Below are 17,346 nucleotides of genomic sequence, written 5' to 3' on the forward strand. Positions count from 1 at the left end.
CCCCTTAGAGGTCTCGCAGGAAGTCGGGGTCGTCGTCCGGTCCCAGCGGGCCGCGCCCCGGGCCGCCCTGGCCGCGACGCCCGCCGAGCAGGATGTCGAGGATGCTGCGGGGACGGCCCGCCACGAGCCAGGCGATCCCGCCGGCGACCGGGAAGATCAGGCAGATGATCACCCAGAACGGCTTGGGCAGACCGCGCACCTGGTGCTCGTCGGTCTGGACCGCGTCGACGACGCAGAAGACGGTGAACGCCAGCAGCGCCACAGCGAGGGCCACGCGAAGCACGTCTCAGCCGTCCTTCCTGGTCACGATGGGTGAAGATCCCATTCTGCCACCGTCGGTGAGTAGCCGCCGTGCCGCCGCGCGGTCCGGCTTGCCGGTCGCGAGCAGCGGGATCTCCCCGACGACCGCGATCTGCTGCGGCAGGGCGTGCGGGGGGAGGTGACCCCGCTCCCGCAGCGCCTGCCGCAGCGGCTCTGTCGCGGTCGTGACCTCCGACCGGACTCCCCGTGCGTCCCGCGCCAGGGCCACCAGAGCGGCCACGCGCTCGCCCCACTCCTCGTCGGGCAGCCCGAGGACGAGGCGTCCAGCACCTGCGGCAGCGCCCGCAGCGCGGTCTCGACGTCGCGCGGCTCGACCTTGTGCCCCCCGGTGACGACGACGTCGTCGACGCGGCCGAGGACGGTGAGGCGCCCGTTCCGGTATGCCCCGCGGTCGTCGGTCACGAACCACCGCCCGGTCGCGTCGGAGACGAAGCGCCCCTGCGTGAGCACCGGGTCCTCGGGGTAGCCGTCGGCCAGGATCGGGCCGCCCAGCCGGATCCGGCCCTCGCCGTCCACGTCGACCTCGACCCCCGGCAGCGGCGTCCCGTCGTAGACGCAGCCGCCGCAGGTCTCGGACATGCCGTAGGTGGTCACCACCCGGACACCGGCGTCACGGGCGGCGTCGAGCAGCCCGGGATCGCTTGCGGCCCCCCCGACCAGCACGGCGTCCAGCTGCCGGAGAGCCCGGGCCCCTCGCTCCGCGGCGAGCGCGCGGCGCAGCTGGGTGGGGACGAGCGAGGCATACCGGCGCGTCGACGGTTCCATGCGGGCCACGGCCTCGGCGAGCGCGTCGGCGGTGAAGGGCGCGGCCGGGTGCAGTTCGACCGGCTCGGTGCCCGCCAGGGCGGAGCGGGCGAGGACCTGCAGACCGGCGACGTGCGCGGTGGGCAGCGCGAGCAGCCACTGCCCGTGGCCACCGAGGACCTGCGCGGTCGCCTCGCCGGACGCGCGGAGCGCCGCCGCACCCAGCCGGACCCGCTTGGGCGAGCCGCTGGACCCGGAGGTCTCGACGACCACCGCGTCCGGCTCACCGGGTCCGAGCAGGTCCCGCAGTGGTCCGCCGAGCGCGGACCAGTCGGCTCCTGCGGCGATCGTCAGGGCCGGGCGGTCCGTCACGGTGTCGCGAGGAAGCGGTCCACGTCGACGAACCAGTCGCCGTCGATCTTGACCAGGGTGATGGTCGACCCGCCCATCGACTCGGCGAAGAGCTCGCTGTAGTTGTCCTCGTCGATGACCGCGGTGTCGCCGTCGACCGCGGCACCGGTGATCTGCATCGCCTCGAGGATGCCGCGGCCCTCCTCGCCCAGCCCCTGCGCCTCGACGGCCGCCGACATCGTCTCCGGCAGCTGCGCCTCGCACAGCTCTAGATCCTCCGGGGCGTCCCGCATCGGCACCGTGGGATCGCTGAAGGAGAGCATCAGGTCGCAGGTGGCCGGGTCGGCGTCAACCAACCCGAGCAGGAACTCCTTGGCCCGGTCCGCGGCCGCCTGGCCGTCCTCCCCGCCCTCGGCGCCGTCCGAGGGGGTCTCGCTGGTCACCGCGGCGTCGTCCGGGGCGGCGCTGGCCGCGGCGTCGTCCCCGCGGCTGGTCACTGCGGCGTCGTCACCGCCGGCGGGTGCCTGCGAGGCCTCCGCGGTGGGCTCGATCACCTCGGGCCCGGAGTCGCAGGCCGCCAGCAGCAAGGCGGGCACCGCCAGCAGGGGTGTGAGTGGGCGTCGCATCACGGTGTCCTCCCTGGTCGCAGCGGTGACGGGCGCGCTCAGTCTCTCACGCGCGCACGCTGCGCACCGGGCGGACGGACGCGGGGCGGCGGTCGGCCCAGACCTGGGAGGGCCTGGGTGGTGGGCTCAGAAGTACCAGGGGAAGTTCTGGGATCCAGATATTCTCTCTTGGCATTGTTGGCAAGTGCCGATTTCGCTTGCTGACCTGCTGATATGCCTCCAACGCATGTTGACTGTGTTGGTCAGATCAGGTGCCGTTCGACTCTGTTGTGCCCAGTACGTGCCCAGTAGACCGCCCGACGAAGGCCTGCTCGATAAGGCCGGCGGCGGCAGCTCGGGTGCGGTCCTCGGCCTTGGGCCAGAGGTGGCTGTACGTGTTCAGCGTGATGGTGACACCAAACCGCCCGGGGAGAGATCCTCGCGTGGACGTAGGCGTATGACAGTGCTACGCTAAACGTCATACAGCCTTACAGGAGGTTCGAATGGCTGTTCTGAACATCAGGGTGGATGACCGAGTGCGTGACCAACTCAGGGAGTTGGCCGACGACGAGGGCGTGACCCTCAGCGAGTTCGTGCGGGACAGGCTCATGGAGGCCGTCGTGCCCGTCTTCGAGGCCGAGGAAGAACACGGCGACCAGGCCGCTCCGGACAGCATGAGGCTGGCCGACCGACAGGTGCTCTCGATGCTGCACCGGATCCTCGCCCGAGTGTTGCCAGAGGATGCCAACGACGATGATGGTGACCACGAGTACCAGCTGATGCGGGCGCGCATCCTCGAGGAGGGTTTCACCGGCGAGTACTGGTACGAGGTGGCCGGGTTCCGGACCGAGCTCTCGAAGCGCGACTGCCGGCGGGTGATCGACATCCTGCAGATGTTCCGGATCCTGACCTACAGCGTCAGCCACCTCGAGAAGGAGGGGACGCCGGTCGATGAGGATCTGGCCCGCGTTCTGGAGTTCCAGGGATTCGACTTCAACGACTCGCTGGAGGGCCATATGGACGACTACGTCAAGTTCCAGATGCGCGACGGCGACCGCTGGACCGAGCTGCAGCCGCAGATCGAGCGCACCGACGGCGGGAACTCGCACTTCCCGATGCTCGAGACCTACATGCGGATGCTGGCCGAGTACCGCCGCATCATGGACAGCCGGGACCGAGGCAGCTTGGGCAGGCACGACTACCTCCTGTCCGCAGAGGAGTTGCAGCAGATCCGCGATGCTCGGATCCACCCCTCACGTCGCCACGAGTCGCAGGACTGACCAACGATGGGTACAAGCAACCGGCGTCGTGCTAACCTTCAGTCATCACGACCGGTTCCGCCTACCTCGGTAGGCCCAGGGCCGGTCTTCACTTTTCCCGGCGGTCGCGATGCACGATGACGTGAAGGCGTACCGAACCTACGAAGAGCAGGTCGACCTCCTCGCCGGCCGCGGCATGGCTATCGGGGACCGCGGCAAGGCGATCGCGACCCTGCAGCGAGTCAACTACTACCGCCTTAGCGGGTATTGGTACCCCTTCCGGCAGCTAGTCGGCGGGAACCGCGTAGACGACTTCTACCCTGGTACCAGCCTCGACGACGTGGTGGCGCTCTACGAGTTCGATGTCCGGCTGAGAGCGGCAACGTTCTCGGTGCTCGCCCCGATCGAGCTAGCGCTGCGAGCTCACCTTGGTCACGAGCTCGGCCGAGTGGACCCCTGCGCTCATCTCGATCCCGACCTGCTCGGCCCCACCGTGCAAAAGGGCAACTCATACCAGAAGTGGCTGGAGGGCTATGAGGCAGAGCTCTCCCGCTCGCGCGAGGATTTCGTCGCGCACCATCACGACAAGTACGGCGGACGCCTCCCAGTTTGGGCAGCGGTAGAAGTCCTCGACTGGGGAAGCCTCACGTGGCTCTATGGCTTCGCTCCCCGAAAGGTTCAGGACGCCGTCGCTGACGCGTGCGGTCTGCGGGCACCGCAGCTCACGAGCTGGATGAAGGCGCTCAACCTCGTCCGGAACACGTGCGCGCACCATGGACGGCTGTTCAATCGTGTCCACACGCTCTCGCCCAAGCTGCCGAAGGTTGGCATCTACCCGGATCTCGACGCCGTCTCGACAGACTGGTCCAGGACGTTCGGTCAGTTGACGCTGATCCAGTTCATGCTCGACCGGCTTGGACTCGGCCGGACCACGCTGCTGCCCGCAGTGATGAAGTCGTACCCGACCGTGCGCGCAGTGCCGATCACGCACATGGGCGCTCCGACCGACTGGCAGAGCGGGAGCGCCCTCTGGGCCAGCACGCTGTAAGGCACGGTGGCGCGAGCAACGGTTCACGTCGCCCAAGTCAGAACCGCTCGCGGGCTGCGTCATGGACGGTCTGAAGGGTCGCTTCAAGGCCCCCGAGGTCCGTGGCGAGCTGCTCGGCGTCGGCGAGATCGTTGACGATCGCCGTTGCGTATCCGAGTGCCTCGCCGGCCAGGTGGCCGAGCCCCGGATCCATCATCCGGAGTACAGCCACCTCCTCGCCCAACTGCGCGGCGAAGTCCCGGACGCGGACCTGTTGCTGTCGATGTGCTTCGTTGAAGCGCTGTTGAAACTCGTTGATCTGGGTTTGAGGAAGGCGGAAGCTGCTGGATGGAACCCGCGACTTGTTGCCGTCGTCGTCAACCTCGTAGATGATCCCCAGCGCGGCGTACCCCTTGTCGTGCGCGCGCCGGTACTCGTCATTGATGTCGCCAAGGGCAGCCGCCGCAGACTTCGCCGCCTCTTCAAGGCGGTACGCGAGACGAGCCAGCCGATCGATCGCCGTCCGTTCCTCCGTGGAGAGTCGAATGAACCTCACAGCGTCCTCGTCAGCGATGGCGACACCGCCGTCTGCTCCTTCGGCCTGTGCCTTCTTCCAGGCCTCCAACTCGTCGACGGAGTAGATCGCGTCGTGACGATCCACCGGCTTGTGGTGAACGCCGCAAAGGAGCAGTAAGTTGTCCGGCCCGTCCAGGTCGCCGACGAACTCGGGATCGTGGCGCGGCCCGCCCGGAGCTTCGGACCGTATGTGAGCGATCTCGGCTACGACTGTCTTTCGGCCGCGATCTTCGTAGACCAGCGGGGTACGGCAGCCCGGGAAGGCGCACTGCTCGGCCTGCCCGAAAAGCAACTTGATCGCTAGCTTCGTGTAGTTCCGCGACATCGTCAGCCCACGACGAGGTTCATGAGCTCTGTGTAGCTGTCGACGACGTCGTACTTCACCTGATCGGCAGCTGCCTTGGCGCTCAGCGAGTCGAAGAACTTCCGGGCGCACTCGATCTTCGACTTCTCGACCTGGCGCAGTTGCATGGACGACATCGAGCCCTTGGTCTCAGCGACGAAGTAGATGTGCTTGACCGTTCCCTCCTTGAAGGCGACGGCCCAGTCAGGGTTGTAGTCGCCGACCGGCGTGGGGATGAAGAATCCACGCGGCAGCTTGGCGTACACGACGACCTCATCGCTGGTGTCCAGATCGGCCACGAAGCGCCGTTCCGTTCCGGAGTCAGTGACGACGTAGTCGTAGATGTGCTTCTTCAGCTTGTCGCCGGCCTTGGCGAAGTCCTGCTTGGTCTGGTTGGCGGTGAAGATGTCGGTGTCGTGGCGATCGTCTAGCGCGTCGTAGCTCAGGTGCTCGACGATCACCGTCGCCTTCTGCTCGTTGATGAGCCGCGCGCTCTCGGTGATGAAGTGCTCAGGGTTCTGCCGGAACTTCGCGAAGGTCGCCGGCTTGATCTTGGTCAGGATCTTGGTGACTGTGCGACGAGTGAGCTGGGTCTTCTCGGTGATCTCCCCGAGCAAGTCGTACTTGACCTGCGAGCCCGAGCTGAGTGACTCGAACTCGGTCCGGTGCTGGCCCTTGTCGAACCCTTCGCCCGTCCCGAGTTCGTCAGCCTCAAGCGAGTCCTTTTGTCGGCCCTGCTCGATGACGTACTGGAGCGCGCTGACTTTGAGTTGCGCGTCGAGAGCGGTCACGCACTTCGTGATCAGCTCCGCAGAGTCAAACTCGACCTGGTAGACCGCCTTGTGGTTGATCCGGCTCCACAGTTCGGTGAACTCCTTCTTCTCGAAGTTCTTGTTGAGCGGGATGACCTTCGGCTTCCGGCTGTCACCGGGCTCGGGGAGCTCGAGGTACAGCACGTCGATCAGCGGCCACACGATGTCAAGAACTGGCTTCAGCGTCTCATCGGCCGTTGCCGCCAAGGTTCCTTCGCCCCGGGCCTGCTTGTAGGACTCCGACAGAGTGTCGTCGTCGTTGATGTAGTCGTTCTTGAGCAGGTACTTGTAGATCGCGCGAGCGAGCTTCTCCTCTACCACGCTCTCTTCACCCTCTGGCGTGACGATGGTCTTGCCGAGGAAGTACTTCTCCGTCGCCTTGCGCGGCCGGGCCGCAAGCGACTCGCTGATTTCTCGCTGCAGCCCCGTGACGAAGTCGGTGTAGGACTCGTCGGTGGCGACGGTGAGCTCGTTGATCTGATGCACGGTGAGCGGGTTGTCCATCCGTTCGCCCTGTTGGTTCACCGCAAGCCTCAGGCCGCGTCCGATCTCCTGGCGTCGCGAGACCGTGTTGTCGCTCTTCTTGAGCATGCCCATGGTGAAGACGTTGGGGTTGTCCCACCCCTCGCGCAGGGCCGAGTGGGAGAAGAGGAACCGCGTCGGCTCCTCGAAGGAGAGCAGCCGCTCCTTCTCCTTGAGGATGAGATCGTAGGCGTCGGTGTCGGTGGGCTGCCCCTTCTCGTCACCTCGGCCGGCGACCTTGCCGTCGACCTGGTGGCCCTTCTTGTCTATCGAGAAGTACCCCTTATGGGTGTCCTCGACGGCGATGTCCTTGAGGTAGAGCCGGTAGTCCTCGGCATCGAAGGGCAGTTCGCTGAGGTAGTCCTCGACCTGGCTTTGGTACTCCTCCTCGAACATGCGGGCGTACTCGCCCTTCGTGTCGTCGCGGTCGTAGTCGCGGTACTTGGCGACCTCGTCGATGAAGAACAGCGACAGGACCTTGACGCCCTGGCCGTAGAGCTCTCGCTCCTTGTCGAGGTGAGCCCGGATCACCTCGCGAATCTGAATCCGACGCTTGGCGGCCTCAGTGACGTCCTCGGTGATCTGTCCGGCTGTGACGAGGTCGCCGTTGCTCAGTTCGATGATGTCGCGGTTGGCATCGATGTCGGTGACGATCAGCGCCTTGCCATCGGGGTTGTAGGCCTCGATGCCCCCGGCGAGGTCGTGCAGGTTGCTGCCCTGCTCCACGCGCTTGAGCTGGCGCTTGATGCCGGACTTGGTCTGCACCTCGAGCTCGACCCGCGCAGCGGGCTTGGCTCCCTTCTTCACCTCGATCGCGTCGAGGTAGAGGTACGCGGTGCTGCCCGCCAGCCCCTTCACGGTGATGCCACGGACAGCGATCTTCTTCACGAGCTTCTGGTTGTAAGCGTCGAGCGCGTCAAGCCGATGCACCTTGTTGTGGTCGACCTTGTGCGTGGCCGAGTAGCGCAGCAGGAACAGGGGATTGAACTGGCTCAACGCCTTCAGAGTCTTGTCGGCTCCAATCTTCTGAGGCTCGTCAAGAATTAAGATCGGTCGGTTCGCGGCGATCACGTCGATTGGACGACGTGATTGAAAATCGTCCAGCTCACGAAAGATCCTGCGTGCCGCGTCCGAATGTTTCTTACCCTCGTGCGCCTGGCGCTCTGCGTCGGCTGCTGCATTGAATGCCTGAGTATTGATGATCATGACCTGCACGCCGGCGTCGGACGAGAAGCTTTCGAGCTCGTGGAGCTGGCTGGAGTTGTAGATGAAGGAGCGGGGCTTGGTGCCGTAGGTCTCCTGAAAGTGCTCTGCGGTGATGTCGAACGACTTCTGGACGCCCTCACGGATGGCGACGCTGGGCACGACCACGATGAACTTCGACCAGCCGTAGCGCTTGTTCAGCTCCATGATCGTCTTGATGTAGACATAGGTCTTGCCGGTCCCGGTCTCCATCTCGACGTCGAGGTTGATCTTCCCGGCCTTGCTCGGGACCATCTCGTCCGATCGCGGAAGGTTCTGGTGACGCTGGACGTCCTGGATGTTCTGCAGCAGCTGGGAGCCAGTCAGGCGGATCTCCGCGTTGCGGAATCCCGCGAGTTCGATCTGGCTCTGGGGCCCACGGCCGGGGTCGATCCGGTACTTGGTCGCGTCCACACGAGGCTGGCCCGCGAAGCACTCGACGACGGAGTCGACTGCTGCCGTCTGGTACGGCTGGATCTTGAACTGGAGCTTCACGACTCAGATCGCCTTCACGTCCGTTGCTGGCGAGAGCTCCTTGAATATCTGCTCCGCGTTGATCCGAGCGTCGTCAGAGGCGAACCCGGAGTCCCGGAAGACCGCACGCAGCGGCTGACGCTTCGCCATAGCGCGGACCAATTCAGGTTTGACCCGTTCGTCAAAGCAAGCCAGGAGCACATCTCCCTCCACCACAAATACGCGGAAGCCTTCGATCTGCTCAACGGCTATCGGAAGTGAGACCTCAAGCCCCCCGTCCAGAAGGACTTGGAAGAGCAGATCCTCCCCGGTGCGCCCGTCCTTGACGCTGTCCTCCAGCCCACTCAGCGTTTGCTGCTCTGTCTCGTCTGGGATCCGTAGAACGTCAGACATGTTGCTGGAATCGACTATGAAGGCACGGAACCCAACATCCAGATTGGCAGCAGCGAAGCCAGCGTCTTGACGGACCGCCCTACCTGCCCGCCGGGTTCGGTCCCGTGATAGCGCTGCGATCGACGAGAATCCTGCCTTGAACGCGTGGGACCTTCTGTCCACTTCTTCGTCGAGTTGAACCATCACGAAACGCCGGTCCCCGCCGTCTTCCGCATTGGCCAACAGCACCGCGTGGGCCATGGACGAGCTTCCGGCAAAGAAGTCGAGAACAGTACTCCCTGGACCGGCAGCGATGTCGACGATCCGCTTCATCAACTGAGGGGACTTGGGGAAGTCCATTAGAGGTTCGCCAAAAAGATCCTTGACGGCCCGTCGGCCATAGTCGTTGCCGAACTCAGGTTCCAGCCAAAGGGACTTGACGAGTGTCTTCGCAACTTCGCCATCCACGCCATGCAGGTAGTCCTTGCGATGGATCCGCCAGTCGCCGCCTACGCGCTCAGCCGCCAGGAGCTCGTTGTCCTTAGTGACGCGTTCGCGACCCCAGGTCCAGCAGGTCTGCGTTCCGTCAGGCGCGTCGGGCAACACGCGCACGCTGAATTCGTCTGACTCCGTAACCGACACTCGACCCGTAGCTTCGGACACGAAGAGCGGGTAGTAGAGATTGGGCCGGGTCTGGGGGTTGAACGCTTGGTTTCGGTTTCGCAGGCCGAGTAGACGGAACGGGCCGCGCTCATCTGACCGCTGGTACTCATCCGCCATGCGACCTTCCTTCGCGATCCCACGAATCGCTTCAGACTCTGAGTTGCGAACGAAGACCATCAAGGACTCATGTGTCTTCGCGACGAATCGATCCAAGTGACGACCTCGTGGGTTCACCTGCACCGCCAGCTGAGCGACGAAGTTCCCGGCACCGAAGACCTCCTCACCGATCCGGCGCAGGTTGGCGCTCTCGTTGTCGTCGATTGAGACAATCAGTACACCGTCGTCGGCGAGAAGGTTGCGGGCCAGCCTCAGTCGCGGATACATCATGCTCAACCAGTCAGAATGAAACCGACCGTTGGACTCTGGGTTCGCCACCAAACGCGCGCCCTTGTCGTCAGCCTGGCCCGTGCGGAGAAGATACTCATCAGTCGTTTCGGCGAAGTCATCCTCGTAAACAAAGTCGTTGCCCGTGTTGTAGGGCGGATCGATGTAGATGAGCTTGATCTTGCCGAGGTATGACTCCTGCAGCAGCTTGAGCGCCTCGAGGTTGTCGCCCTCGATGAACAGGTTCTTCGTCGTGTCGAAGTCGACGGACTCCTCACGAACGGGCCGGAGAGTCTTGGCGATGGGGGCGTTTGCGGCGAAGAGGGCTGCCCGCTTGCCGGGCCAGTCGAGCTGGTAGCGCTCCTGCGGCCCCTCGACGACATGGTCGGAGAGCTCCTGGCGCAGTAGGTCGAAGTCGATGGCCCGGACGGGGTTGCCGTCGGGGTCGATGGACTCGGTGACGACCGTGGGGAACAGCTCCGCGATCTTGTCGATGTTCTGCTCGGTCAGATCGGGTGAGTGCATGTCTAGCTTCTCCACGTGGCGTCCTCTGTCGTCGTCTCGTCTGGGGCGGTCGTCGTGTCTAGCTCAGCTTGGAGGGTGCGCAGGTCTCGTCGAAGGTCGACCTTGCGGTTGAACTGTGGCTCGAGGCGCACCTTCTTCTCGAGCCGGCCAATCTCCCGCTCCAGCTTCCGGATGTGGTCCATTCTGGCGATGCCGTCTGACAGTCTCTCGCCGCGACGGAGCGAATGTGGGAGCAGGGCACCCAGCAGCTGGGCGTAGAGGCCTTCGATATCGAGCGCTTGCGGGAGCGCAGCACGCTCGTCGGTCGCTCGGACCCATCCGGAGCGGAAGTAGGCCTTCGCCTTCGGCTTGCCTGCGGAGGCCTGTTGGTCGGCGGCGGACATCGCCTGCTCGACCCAGCTGCCGTCGTCGCGTCGCAGTTCGAACACGATGGGCGACGGGATGGACTTGTCGATTGAGGCGAGGACAGAGTCGTCCAGTTCCGAGGCCTTGAGGTCGACCTCGAACACTTGGATCTCGGAGACGTTCGCCGTGCCCTTGAGGCGGACGGACTCCTCGCCGAGCTTGTATGCCCAGCGAACGCGCTGGACCTGGTCGATGAAGCGCTGACGAACTGCGGTCGTCACGCCGCTTTCGGAGTAGAGGCGCTCCTTGGGGATGATGCGGTCGACCCGCCCAGCATTGGGCCACCGGAACAAGGGCTTCGGTTCGACTGGCTCAACCACCGAGGGGCTCCTCGGGTTCGACGATCGCAAGGAAGGCGATCAGCTCGAAGTCATCCAGTCCCGCAAAACTCTGCTGCAGTGCGGTGGTCCTGGCACCCGCGAAGAGACTGTCGATGTCTCGTTTCTCGGTGACGTCGATGAGTGAGCCGATCGCCTGGTTGAGGAGCGTCGAGTAGGCGCTCATGTCGACGCCTTCTCGCGTGGCGGCGTTGAAGACGCGGTAGGCCGGTGCGATCGGTTCGCTCCTGCCGCGGGCGCTGCTGCGGATGAGATCGAGCAGTGCCTTCACCTCAGTGTGGTCGGCGACGACGTCCCCGTCGGTGCCGAGATACACGAGGTAGTGCGGGTGTAGTCGGTTGTGCCGGTTGACCTTGACCTGGTCGTCAACGCTGCGGAGGGCGAAGATCACGCCGGGCTGGAGTCCCTTCGCCTGGTCCGAGGGCACGACGGCGTGGAGACCCTTGGGCGCAGAGGCGATGTCGCCGTACTCCTCCATGTAGGCGAGCAGGTCCATACGGAAGTCATTGAGACCCAGGTCGGTGATCGAGACTCCGGTGTTCGCGTCTTCGAGCTCGAGGATCTCGTCCTGAAGCTTGCGCAACTGTTCCCTGCGGAAGGCCGTCTCGCTGGTCTGCTGGGTCAGCAGGTTGTCGTCGGCGGTCGCCGCGAGATCGGCAATGACCATGCGGTTCTCGACGCGTTCCTTCAGGTTGATGTACTCGTCGAGGGAGATGTCGGGCCAGAAGTTGACCATCTGGATCGTCGCGTTGGCCGAGCCGATCCGGTCGATGCGACCGAACCGCTGGATGATCCGCACCGGGTTCCAGTGGATGTCGTAGTTGATCAGGTAGTCGCAGTCCTGGAGGTTCTGTCCCTCGGAGATGCAGTCGGTGCCGATCAGGACGTCGATCGATGCCGATTCGTTCGGGAACACGAGGTCCTTGTCCTTGGACCTCGGCGAGAACAGGGTGAGGACCTTCTGGAAGTCGTATCCGTCTCCCAAGGTCGTCTTCGGTCTGATGTTCCCGGTGACCAGGCCGAGGTCGAGCCCCTCGGCTTCGCTGAGTACTGGAGCGAGTTCGCGGTAGAGGTAGACGGCCGTGTCGGCGAAGGCGGAGAAGAGCAGGACCTTCTTGTTGCCGCTGTTGACGGGGTTCTGGACCTTGGTCAGGATCTCTTGCTTGAGCCGCTGGAGTTTGCGGTCGTGCCCGGGCGTGACCTGGTCCATGGCGTCGATGAGCTCGCGCAGCGTTTCGCGATCGTGCCAGAGGTCGGTGCGCCACGAGACGGTGTCCATGTCGGCGAGGTCGATCTGGAACTTCTTCCCGACCGACCGGTTCTCCGACACGTCGAAGTCGTCGTCGTCAGCGTCGATGTCCAGCCCGACGCCGAGATCCTCGACCACCCCGTCGTGGTTGTCGAGTGTCTTGAGCGCTTGGCTCACTGCGCTGTCGACCTTCCTTAGGGTGATACGGAATGCCTCGACTGAACTCTCCAAGCGCTTGAGCAGGTTGACCGTCATCAGCTTCTGGAGGCCACGTTCACGGCCTGCCTGGCCGAGGTTGCCGCGCGCGGTGCCGCCCTGGACGCTGGAGAGGTCGATGTACTTCTGTATCTTGCTGGCATGCACGTACGACAGGGGTGCGTACACCGCGAGGTTCATTTGCTGCAGCTGCTCGAAGATCTCGTTGAAGCTCGGGGCTTCGGGCAGGTCGGTGAGCGGCTCTCGGATCGAGATCGGCGGCCGGCGCTTGGGGAAGACGCCGATCTCAGTGGTGTCGTAGAACGCCTGGATGTGCTTGCGGGACCGTGCGATGGTGACCGAGTCGAGGAGTTCGAAGAAGTCGAAGTCGAGCATCCTGAGGATCGCGTCGGTGGTGCGGTCCTCGACGGGTAGCTCCGACCACTTCTTGAAGGCAATCTGGGCATCGCGGAAGACCTGCTCAACGCTAGTGGAGATATCCAGCTTCGCGGAGAGGTTCTCGGACTCGCCCTCGTACGCGAGCGCCAGCTGGTTCTTGAGGTCGAGGAACCTGTTGTTGACCGGGGTGGCGGAGAGCATCAGCACCTTCGTCTTGACGCCCTGTTGGACGACCTGGCGCATCAGCCGCTGATACCGGCTCTCCCTCTCCGCGGCGTAGTCAGCGTTGCGGAAGTTGTGGGACTCGTCGATGACGACCAGGTCGAAGTTGCCCCAGTTGACCTTGGCGAGGTCGAGGCTCCCGGAGAGGCCTCGGTCTCGTGAGAGATCGGTGTGCGCGAGGACGTCGTAGTTGAAGCGGTCCTTGGCGAGGAGGTTGGTGACGTAGGGGCTGTTGTAGGTCGTCCAGTTGTCGGAGAGCTTCTTCGGGGCGAGCACCAGGACCGCCTTGTTGCGCAACTCGTAGTACTTGATCACGGCGAGCGCGGTGAAGGTCTTACCGAGGCCGACGCTGTCGGCGAGGATGCAGCCATTGTAGGTCTCGAGCTTATTGATGATGCCGGTGGCCGCGTCGCGCTGGAAGTTGTAGAGGCGCTTCCAGATCTCGGTGTCCTTGTACCCGGTGAGGTCGTTGGGGAGCACGTCCTCGCTGATGTCCTCGAGGAACTCGGCGAAGAGGTTGTAGAGGATGAGGAAGTAGATGCGCTCGGGGCTGTTCTCGGCGTACACCGAAGAGATGTGCTCGTGGATCAGCTCGGTGACGTCCTCGACCTGCTGTGGGCTGTTCCAGATCTGGTCGAAGGTCTCGAGGTACGCCGCCGTCATGGGTGTGTCGTCGAGCTTGTTGACCAAGTAGGAGACCGCATCCCCCTTCTCATAGCCGAGGTCGGCAGAGGTGAAGCCGTGCAGCGGCATGTACGCCGTGGTGTCATCTACGACAGCGAACTGCTGCATGTGGCCGCCGGTCTTGTTGGACTTGAAGGTGACCTTGGACTTGATCCATTCGGCACACTCTCGGGCGATCGCTCGCTGGTTGAGCTTGTTGCGGAGGCGGATCTCGAACTCGGAGCCGTACAGGCTGGACTCTCGCCGCGCCTGTGGGATGAAGAACTCGCGGCGCTCCTTCCGGGCTCGATCTGTTGCCTCGTTGGCCACGAACGTCGGTGAGGTGAAGATGAACTCGAGCGAGTCGAGGTCCGTGAGCTCCTCCTTGAGTGCCTCGAACGCGAAGATGGAGAAGGTCGATGCTGCGACCCGTAGCCGGGCTCCTGAGGCGACGGAATTCTTGAGGTCGTCCCCCAGGAGCCGGTTGATGTTGTCGATGATCTCCATCAGCCGACGTCCTCGGCTGAGCTGTCGTCAGCTCCTTTGGCTCGCACCCAGGCGTCGACCTCGCTCACCTGGAACTTCCAGAGCCGACCGACCCGGTGAGCCGGCATGTTCCGCTTCGCGATCCAGGTGTAGACGCTGTCTTTGGTCACGCCGAGATGCTCGGCGATCACATCGGCTGACACCCAAGGCTCGGTCACGAGCCCATGCTAGTACGATTAAGCTTGGTCTTTGCCGGTTCCTCCGAGTTTCTCAGCCAGCCAGCTGCTACACGTCGGCCAGCGGGACTTGGTCGGTGTCACCTCCCGCCGGCGCGGGTGGCTCTTCTGCCAGACCGATCGCCTCCCCATCCACGATGGTCGCGGGGTCCAGCTCGCATTCCGGGCAGCAAGTCGAGCCGGTGAAGGCGCTGTGCAACGTTTTGTGGGTGTAGTGGGAGGTCGTCTCGACCACGTGGCCGCAATACAGGCGCAGCCGCCACCGCATCAACTCATGAGGCGGAGTTCGATGGCCGAGCAAGCGGCTGAGCTCGGAGACCTGCCCCGGCCGCAGCGGTGGTGCCTGTTGAGCGAGCCGATGTGCGTGTTCACGGATGCGCCCAGACTCCTCCTGCGCCCTCTGGTGCTTCTTCGTGAGCTCGAAGGGGGTCTCCAGGCCTCCCCGCTGCTCGTACTCCGTGAGGTCCACCATGACTACTCCTCCATATGCCGCTCGACCGCTTCATCCCAGGCTTCGACCTCGTGCGCAGTGAAGGTGTGCCGGTTCATCTCGGTGACGAGGTAGCCGAGCTCGCGCCACGCCTCGGCGTAGGCAGGGTCGATGCCGGTGGCGTCGAAGGCCTCGAAGATCATGTCCCAGTCGAAGTCGAGTTCTTCCAGGGGCCGTGGCTCACGTGCATCCGCGTCGAAGAAGAGCGGGTCCTCGGGGGCAGGCTCGCGCCCGAACGTCTCAACGAACAGTGCGCGTCGACGCCGGAGCACGTCGGCCATCTGCACGCCGGTCTCAGGCTCTGCGTCCCAGGAGTACTGCCGGCCAGTCGGCGTCCGGGCGGTCTGCACGAACCTCATGTTCCCGTCGCGTTCGCGTACAAGACGGGCGTGCTCCTCACGCCGCTGTTCCGCTGCCCGTCGAGGGTCTCCCGACATCCGGTGGCGGGTGCTCTTCTTGCGCTTGTTCTTGGCCATCGTCCACCAGTCTGCACGGTGCCGGTGACTGCCGCCAGCGACTGACCGCGTTGTGCACGGTGGGTGCACAGTAGAGCGTCAATAGCGCTCTGACCTGCGGAAACGTGGCCCTCTAGAAGTACCAGGGGTAGGGGCCCCAGTCCGGTGCCCGCTTGTCCAGGAAGGCGTCGCGGCCCTCGACCGCCTCGTCGGTCATGTAGGCCAACCGGGTCGCCTCCCCGGCGAAGACCTGCTGCCCCATGAGCCCGTCGTCGGCGAGGTTGAAGGCGAACTTCAGCATCCGCTGCGCCGTGGGGCTCTTGCCGAGGATCTCCCGGGCGGCCTGGACCGCCTCGGCCTCCAGCTCGGCGTGGTCGGCGACGAGGTTGACCGCACCCATGCGCTGCATCTGCTCGGCGTCGTAGGTGCGCCCGAGGAAGAAGATCTCGCGGGCGTTCTTCTGGCCCACCATCGCGGCGAGGTAGGCCGAGCCGTAGCCGGCGTCGAAGCTTCCGACGTCGGCGTCGGTCTGCTTGAAGCGGGCGTGCTCGCGGGAGGCGATCGTGAGGTCGCAGACCACGTGCAGGCTGTGCCCGCCGCCGGCCGCCCAGCCGCCCACCACCGCGATCACGACCTTGGGCATCGTGCGGATGAGGCGCTGGACCTCGAGGATGTGCAGGCGGCCACCCTCGGCCTTGACCCGCGCGGCGTCGACGCTGTCCGCGGTCTCGGCGTCGGCATACTGGTAGCCGCTGCGGCCGCGTATGCGCTGGTCGCCGCCGGAGCAGAAGGCCCAGCCGCCGTCCTTGGGAGAGGGGCCGTTGCCGGTGAGCAGCACGACGCCCACGTCCGGGGTCATCCGGGCGTGGTCGAGAGCGCGGTAGAGCTCGTCGACGGTGTGCGGGCGGAAGGCGTTGCGCACCTCCGGGCGGTCGAAGGCGATCCGCACGCAGCCCAGCTCGGCGTGCCGGTGGTAGGTGATGTCGGTCAGCTCGAAACCCTCGACCGGCTTCCAGGCGGCGGGGTCGAAGGGGCTGCTCGGGGCGTGGCGCGGGTCGGCGTTCTCGGTCACGGCGTCACTGTAACGAGCAGGGGTGAGCGCTCCTGTCCTGGAGACCGACGTCGCGGAGGGAGACGGCGGTGACCAGCAGCAGGTCCGCCTCGACCTCCTCGACCCGCAGACCTGGTCGGTGATGGGCGAGGTGGACTCGATGCTCCTCGTGCGGCCCCCTGCCCTGGGCAACGTGCGGCGGGACCTGCTGCCTCCAGGTCGTGCCGCACGCCGCGGTGGAGAGCTTGCTGCGGGCCGGGCCAGAGGCGCTCAGCGACGACGAGGTGGCCGACGTGCTCAGCACTGTGCTCGACAGGAGGGTGCGGTATGCCCGACCGGGCCTGCCGCGCGGCTCGGCCTCGCGGACGGGTTGAGCGACGACGTGCAGCGGGTGCTGGGTGAGCCGCCCACCTCCTTCGCGGAGTTCGCCCGGCGGGAGCAGCCCCCATGGTCGCGGCGCGGTGGCTGACCGCGGGGCGAGAGAGGATCAACCGTCGCGCGAGGAGAGCACGCAGAACTCGTTGCCCTCGGGGTCCGCCAGCACGGTGAAGGTGTCGGTCTCGGTCTGACCGACGTCGACGTGGGTGGCGCCCAGGTCGAGCAGCCGCCGCACCTCGGCGTCCCGGTCCTGGCTGGTGTGCGGGGCGAGGTCGAGGTGCAGCCGGTTCTTGACCTCCTTGCCCTCGGGCACCGGCACGAAGACGAGCCCCTGGCCGCGCCGCATCCAGGCGTCGAGGTCGCTCTCGTGCTCGGGCCCCTCCAGCGCGAAGCGGGGGACCGCGACCGCCTCCTCCGGGGTGTCGTAGACGACGGTCCAGTCCAGCGCCTCCGCCCACCAGCGGGCCTGGGCCTGCGGGTCCCGGCAGTCGACGACGACGGTGTACCACTTGAGTGCCATGTGGTCATCCTGCCCGCGGATCGGCCCGCGATGGGAGCC

16 protein-coding genes and 1 pseudogene are annotated in these 17,346 nt (G+C 65.1%); 3 read left to right on the top strand and 14 right to left on the bottom strand.

Annotated elements, in window-relative coordinates:
- Positions 1-4: 4 nt before the first annotated feature.
- The 4 genes and pseudogenes from BJF86_RS04455 to BJF86_RS04465 form a co-directional block, all read right to left on the bottom strand.
- Entirely contained in the window at positions 5-274 is a 270-nt protein-coding gene (locus BJF86_RS04455; protein ID WP_321166142.1) for a PLDc N-terminal domain-containing protein, read from the bottom strand.
- A gap of 12 nt (positions 275-286) precedes the next feature.
- Positions 287-730: an AMP-binding enzyme gene (locus BJF86_RS19745; RefSeq protein WP_414819933.1), complete on the bottom strand. Its 444-nt coding sequence runs from the start codon at positions 728-730 to the stop codon at positions 287-289.
- 164 nt (positions 731-894) lie between these two features.
- A pseudogene (locus tag BJF86_RS19750) lies at positions 895-1,437 on the bottom strand (AMP-binding protein); the annotation flags it as partial.
- Entirely contained in the window at positions 1,434-2,042 is a 609-nt protein-coding gene (locus BJF86_RS04465) for a hypothetical protein (protein WP_075817138.1), read from the bottom strand. The pseudogene BJF86_RS19750 and the gene BJF86_RS04465, both read right to left, overlap by 4 nt.
- A gap of 482 nt (positions 2,043-2,524) precedes the next feature.
- Between BJF86_RS04465 and BJF86_RS04470 the strand changes: the two genes are divergently transcribed.
- Both BJF86_RS04470 and BJF86_RS04475 read left to right on the top strand, forming a co-directional pair.
- Entirely contained in the window at positions 2,525-3,301 is a 777-nt protein-coding gene (locus BJF86_RS04470) for a YfbU family protein (RefSeq protein WP_075817139.1), read from the top strand.
- Between the two features lie 109 nt (positions 3,302-3,410).
- A complete protein-coding gene (locus tag BJF86_RS04475) occupies positions 3,411-4,328 on the top strand; it encodes an Abi family protein (protein WP_075817140.1) in 918 nt (305 codons plus the stop codon).
- A gap of 37 nt (positions 4,329-4,365) precedes the next feature.
- Here BJF86_RS04475 and BJF86_RS04480 read toward each other — a convergent pair whose 3' ends face one another.
- The 9 genes from BJF86_RS04480 to BJF86_RS04520 form a co-directional block, all read right to left on the bottom strand.
- Positions 4,366-5,208, bottom strand: a complete 843-nt coding sequence (locus BJF86_RS04480; RefSeq protein WP_075817141.1) for a hypothetical protein — start codon at positions 5,206-5,208, stop codon at positions 4,366-4,368.
- 2 nt (positions 5,209-5,210) lie between these two features.
- Positions 5,211-8,297 (bottom strand): type III restriction-modification system endonuclease, encoded by a 3,087-nt coding sequence (locus tag BJF86_RS04485; protein ID WP_075817142.1) that lies wholly within the window; start codon positions 8,295-8,297, stop codon positions 5,211-5,213.
- Between the two features lie 3 nt (positions 8,298-8,300).
- The gene (locus tag BJF86_RS04490) at positions 8,301-10,235 is read right to left on the bottom strand and encodes a site-specific DNA-methyltransferase (RefSeq protein ID WP_083652712.1); all 1,935 of its coding nucleotides are present in this window, start codon (positions 10,233-10,235) and stop codon (positions 8,301-8,303) included.
- Positions 10,223-10,945 (bottom strand): DUF4391 domain-containing protein, encoded by a 723-nt coding sequence (locus BJF86_RS04495; protein ID WP_158068372.1) that lies wholly within the window; start codon positions 10,943-10,945, stop codon positions 10,223-10,225. The genes BJF86_RS04490 and BJF86_RS04495 overlap by 13 nt, the downstream gene beginning before the upstream one ends.
- Entirely contained in the window at positions 10,938-14,198 is a 3,261-nt protein-coding gene (locus BJF86_RS04500; RefSeq protein WP_075817143.1) for a helicase-related protein, read from the bottom strand. The genes BJF86_RS04495 and BJF86_RS04500 overlap by 8 nt, the downstream gene beginning before the upstream one ends.
- The gene (locus BJF86_RS04505; protein WP_075817144.1) at positions 14,198-14,395 is read right to left on the bottom strand and encodes an excisionase family DNA-binding protein; all 198 of its coding nucleotides are present in this window, start codon (positions 14,393-14,395) and stop codon (positions 14,198-14,200) included. Before BJF86_RS04505 ends, BJF86_RS04500 begins: the two co-directional genes overlap by 1 nt.
- Positions 14,396-14,462: 67 nt before the next feature.
- On the bottom strand, positions 14,463-14,885 hold the full coding sequence (locus BJF86_RS04510; RefSeq protein ID WP_075817145.1) for a hypothetical protein: 423 nt from the start codon (positions 14,883-14,885) through the stop codon (positions 14,463-14,465).
- A gap of 2 nt (positions 14,886-14,887) precedes the next feature.
- Positions 14,888-15,379, bottom strand: coding sequence for a hypothetical protein (locus tag BJF86_RS04515; RefSeq protein WP_143553687.1), 492 nt, complete (start codon positions 15,377-15,379; stop codon positions 14,888-14,890).
- A 112-nt stretch (positions 15,380-15,491) separates the two neighbouring features.
- Complete coding sequence (locus tag BJF86_RS04520; protein ID WP_075810987.1) at positions 15,492-16,430, bottom strand: 1,4-dihydroxy-2-naphthoyl-CoA synthase; 939 nt, start codon at positions 16,428-16,430, stop codon at positions 15,492-15,494.
- A gap of 22 nt (positions 16,431-16,452) precedes the next feature.
- On the opposite strand from BJF86_RS04520, the gene BJF86_RS17345 reads away from it, so the two are divergent.
- Positions 16,453-16,878, top strand: a complete 426-nt coding sequence (locus BJF86_RS17345; protein WP_143553688.1) for a hypothetical protein — start codon at positions 16,453-16,455, stop codon at positions 16,876-16,878.
- Between the two features lie 18 nt (positions 16,879-16,896).
- On the opposite strand, the gene BJF86_RS04530 is transcribed toward BJF86_RS17345, so the two are convergent.
- On the bottom strand, positions 16,897-17,307 hold the full coding sequence (locus tag BJF86_RS04530; RefSeq protein ID WP_075817148.1) for a VOC family protein: 411 nt from the start codon (positions 17,305-17,307) through the stop codon (positions 16,897-16,899).
- Between the last annotated feature and the right edge of the window lie 39 nt (positions 17,308-17,346).

Origin of the sequence: Serinicoccus sp. CNJ-927, from assembly GCF_001942435.1 — a bacterium.
Lineage (GTDB): Bacteria > Actinomycetota > Actinomycetes > Actinomycetales > Dermatophilaceae > Ornithinicoccus > Ornithinicoccus marinus.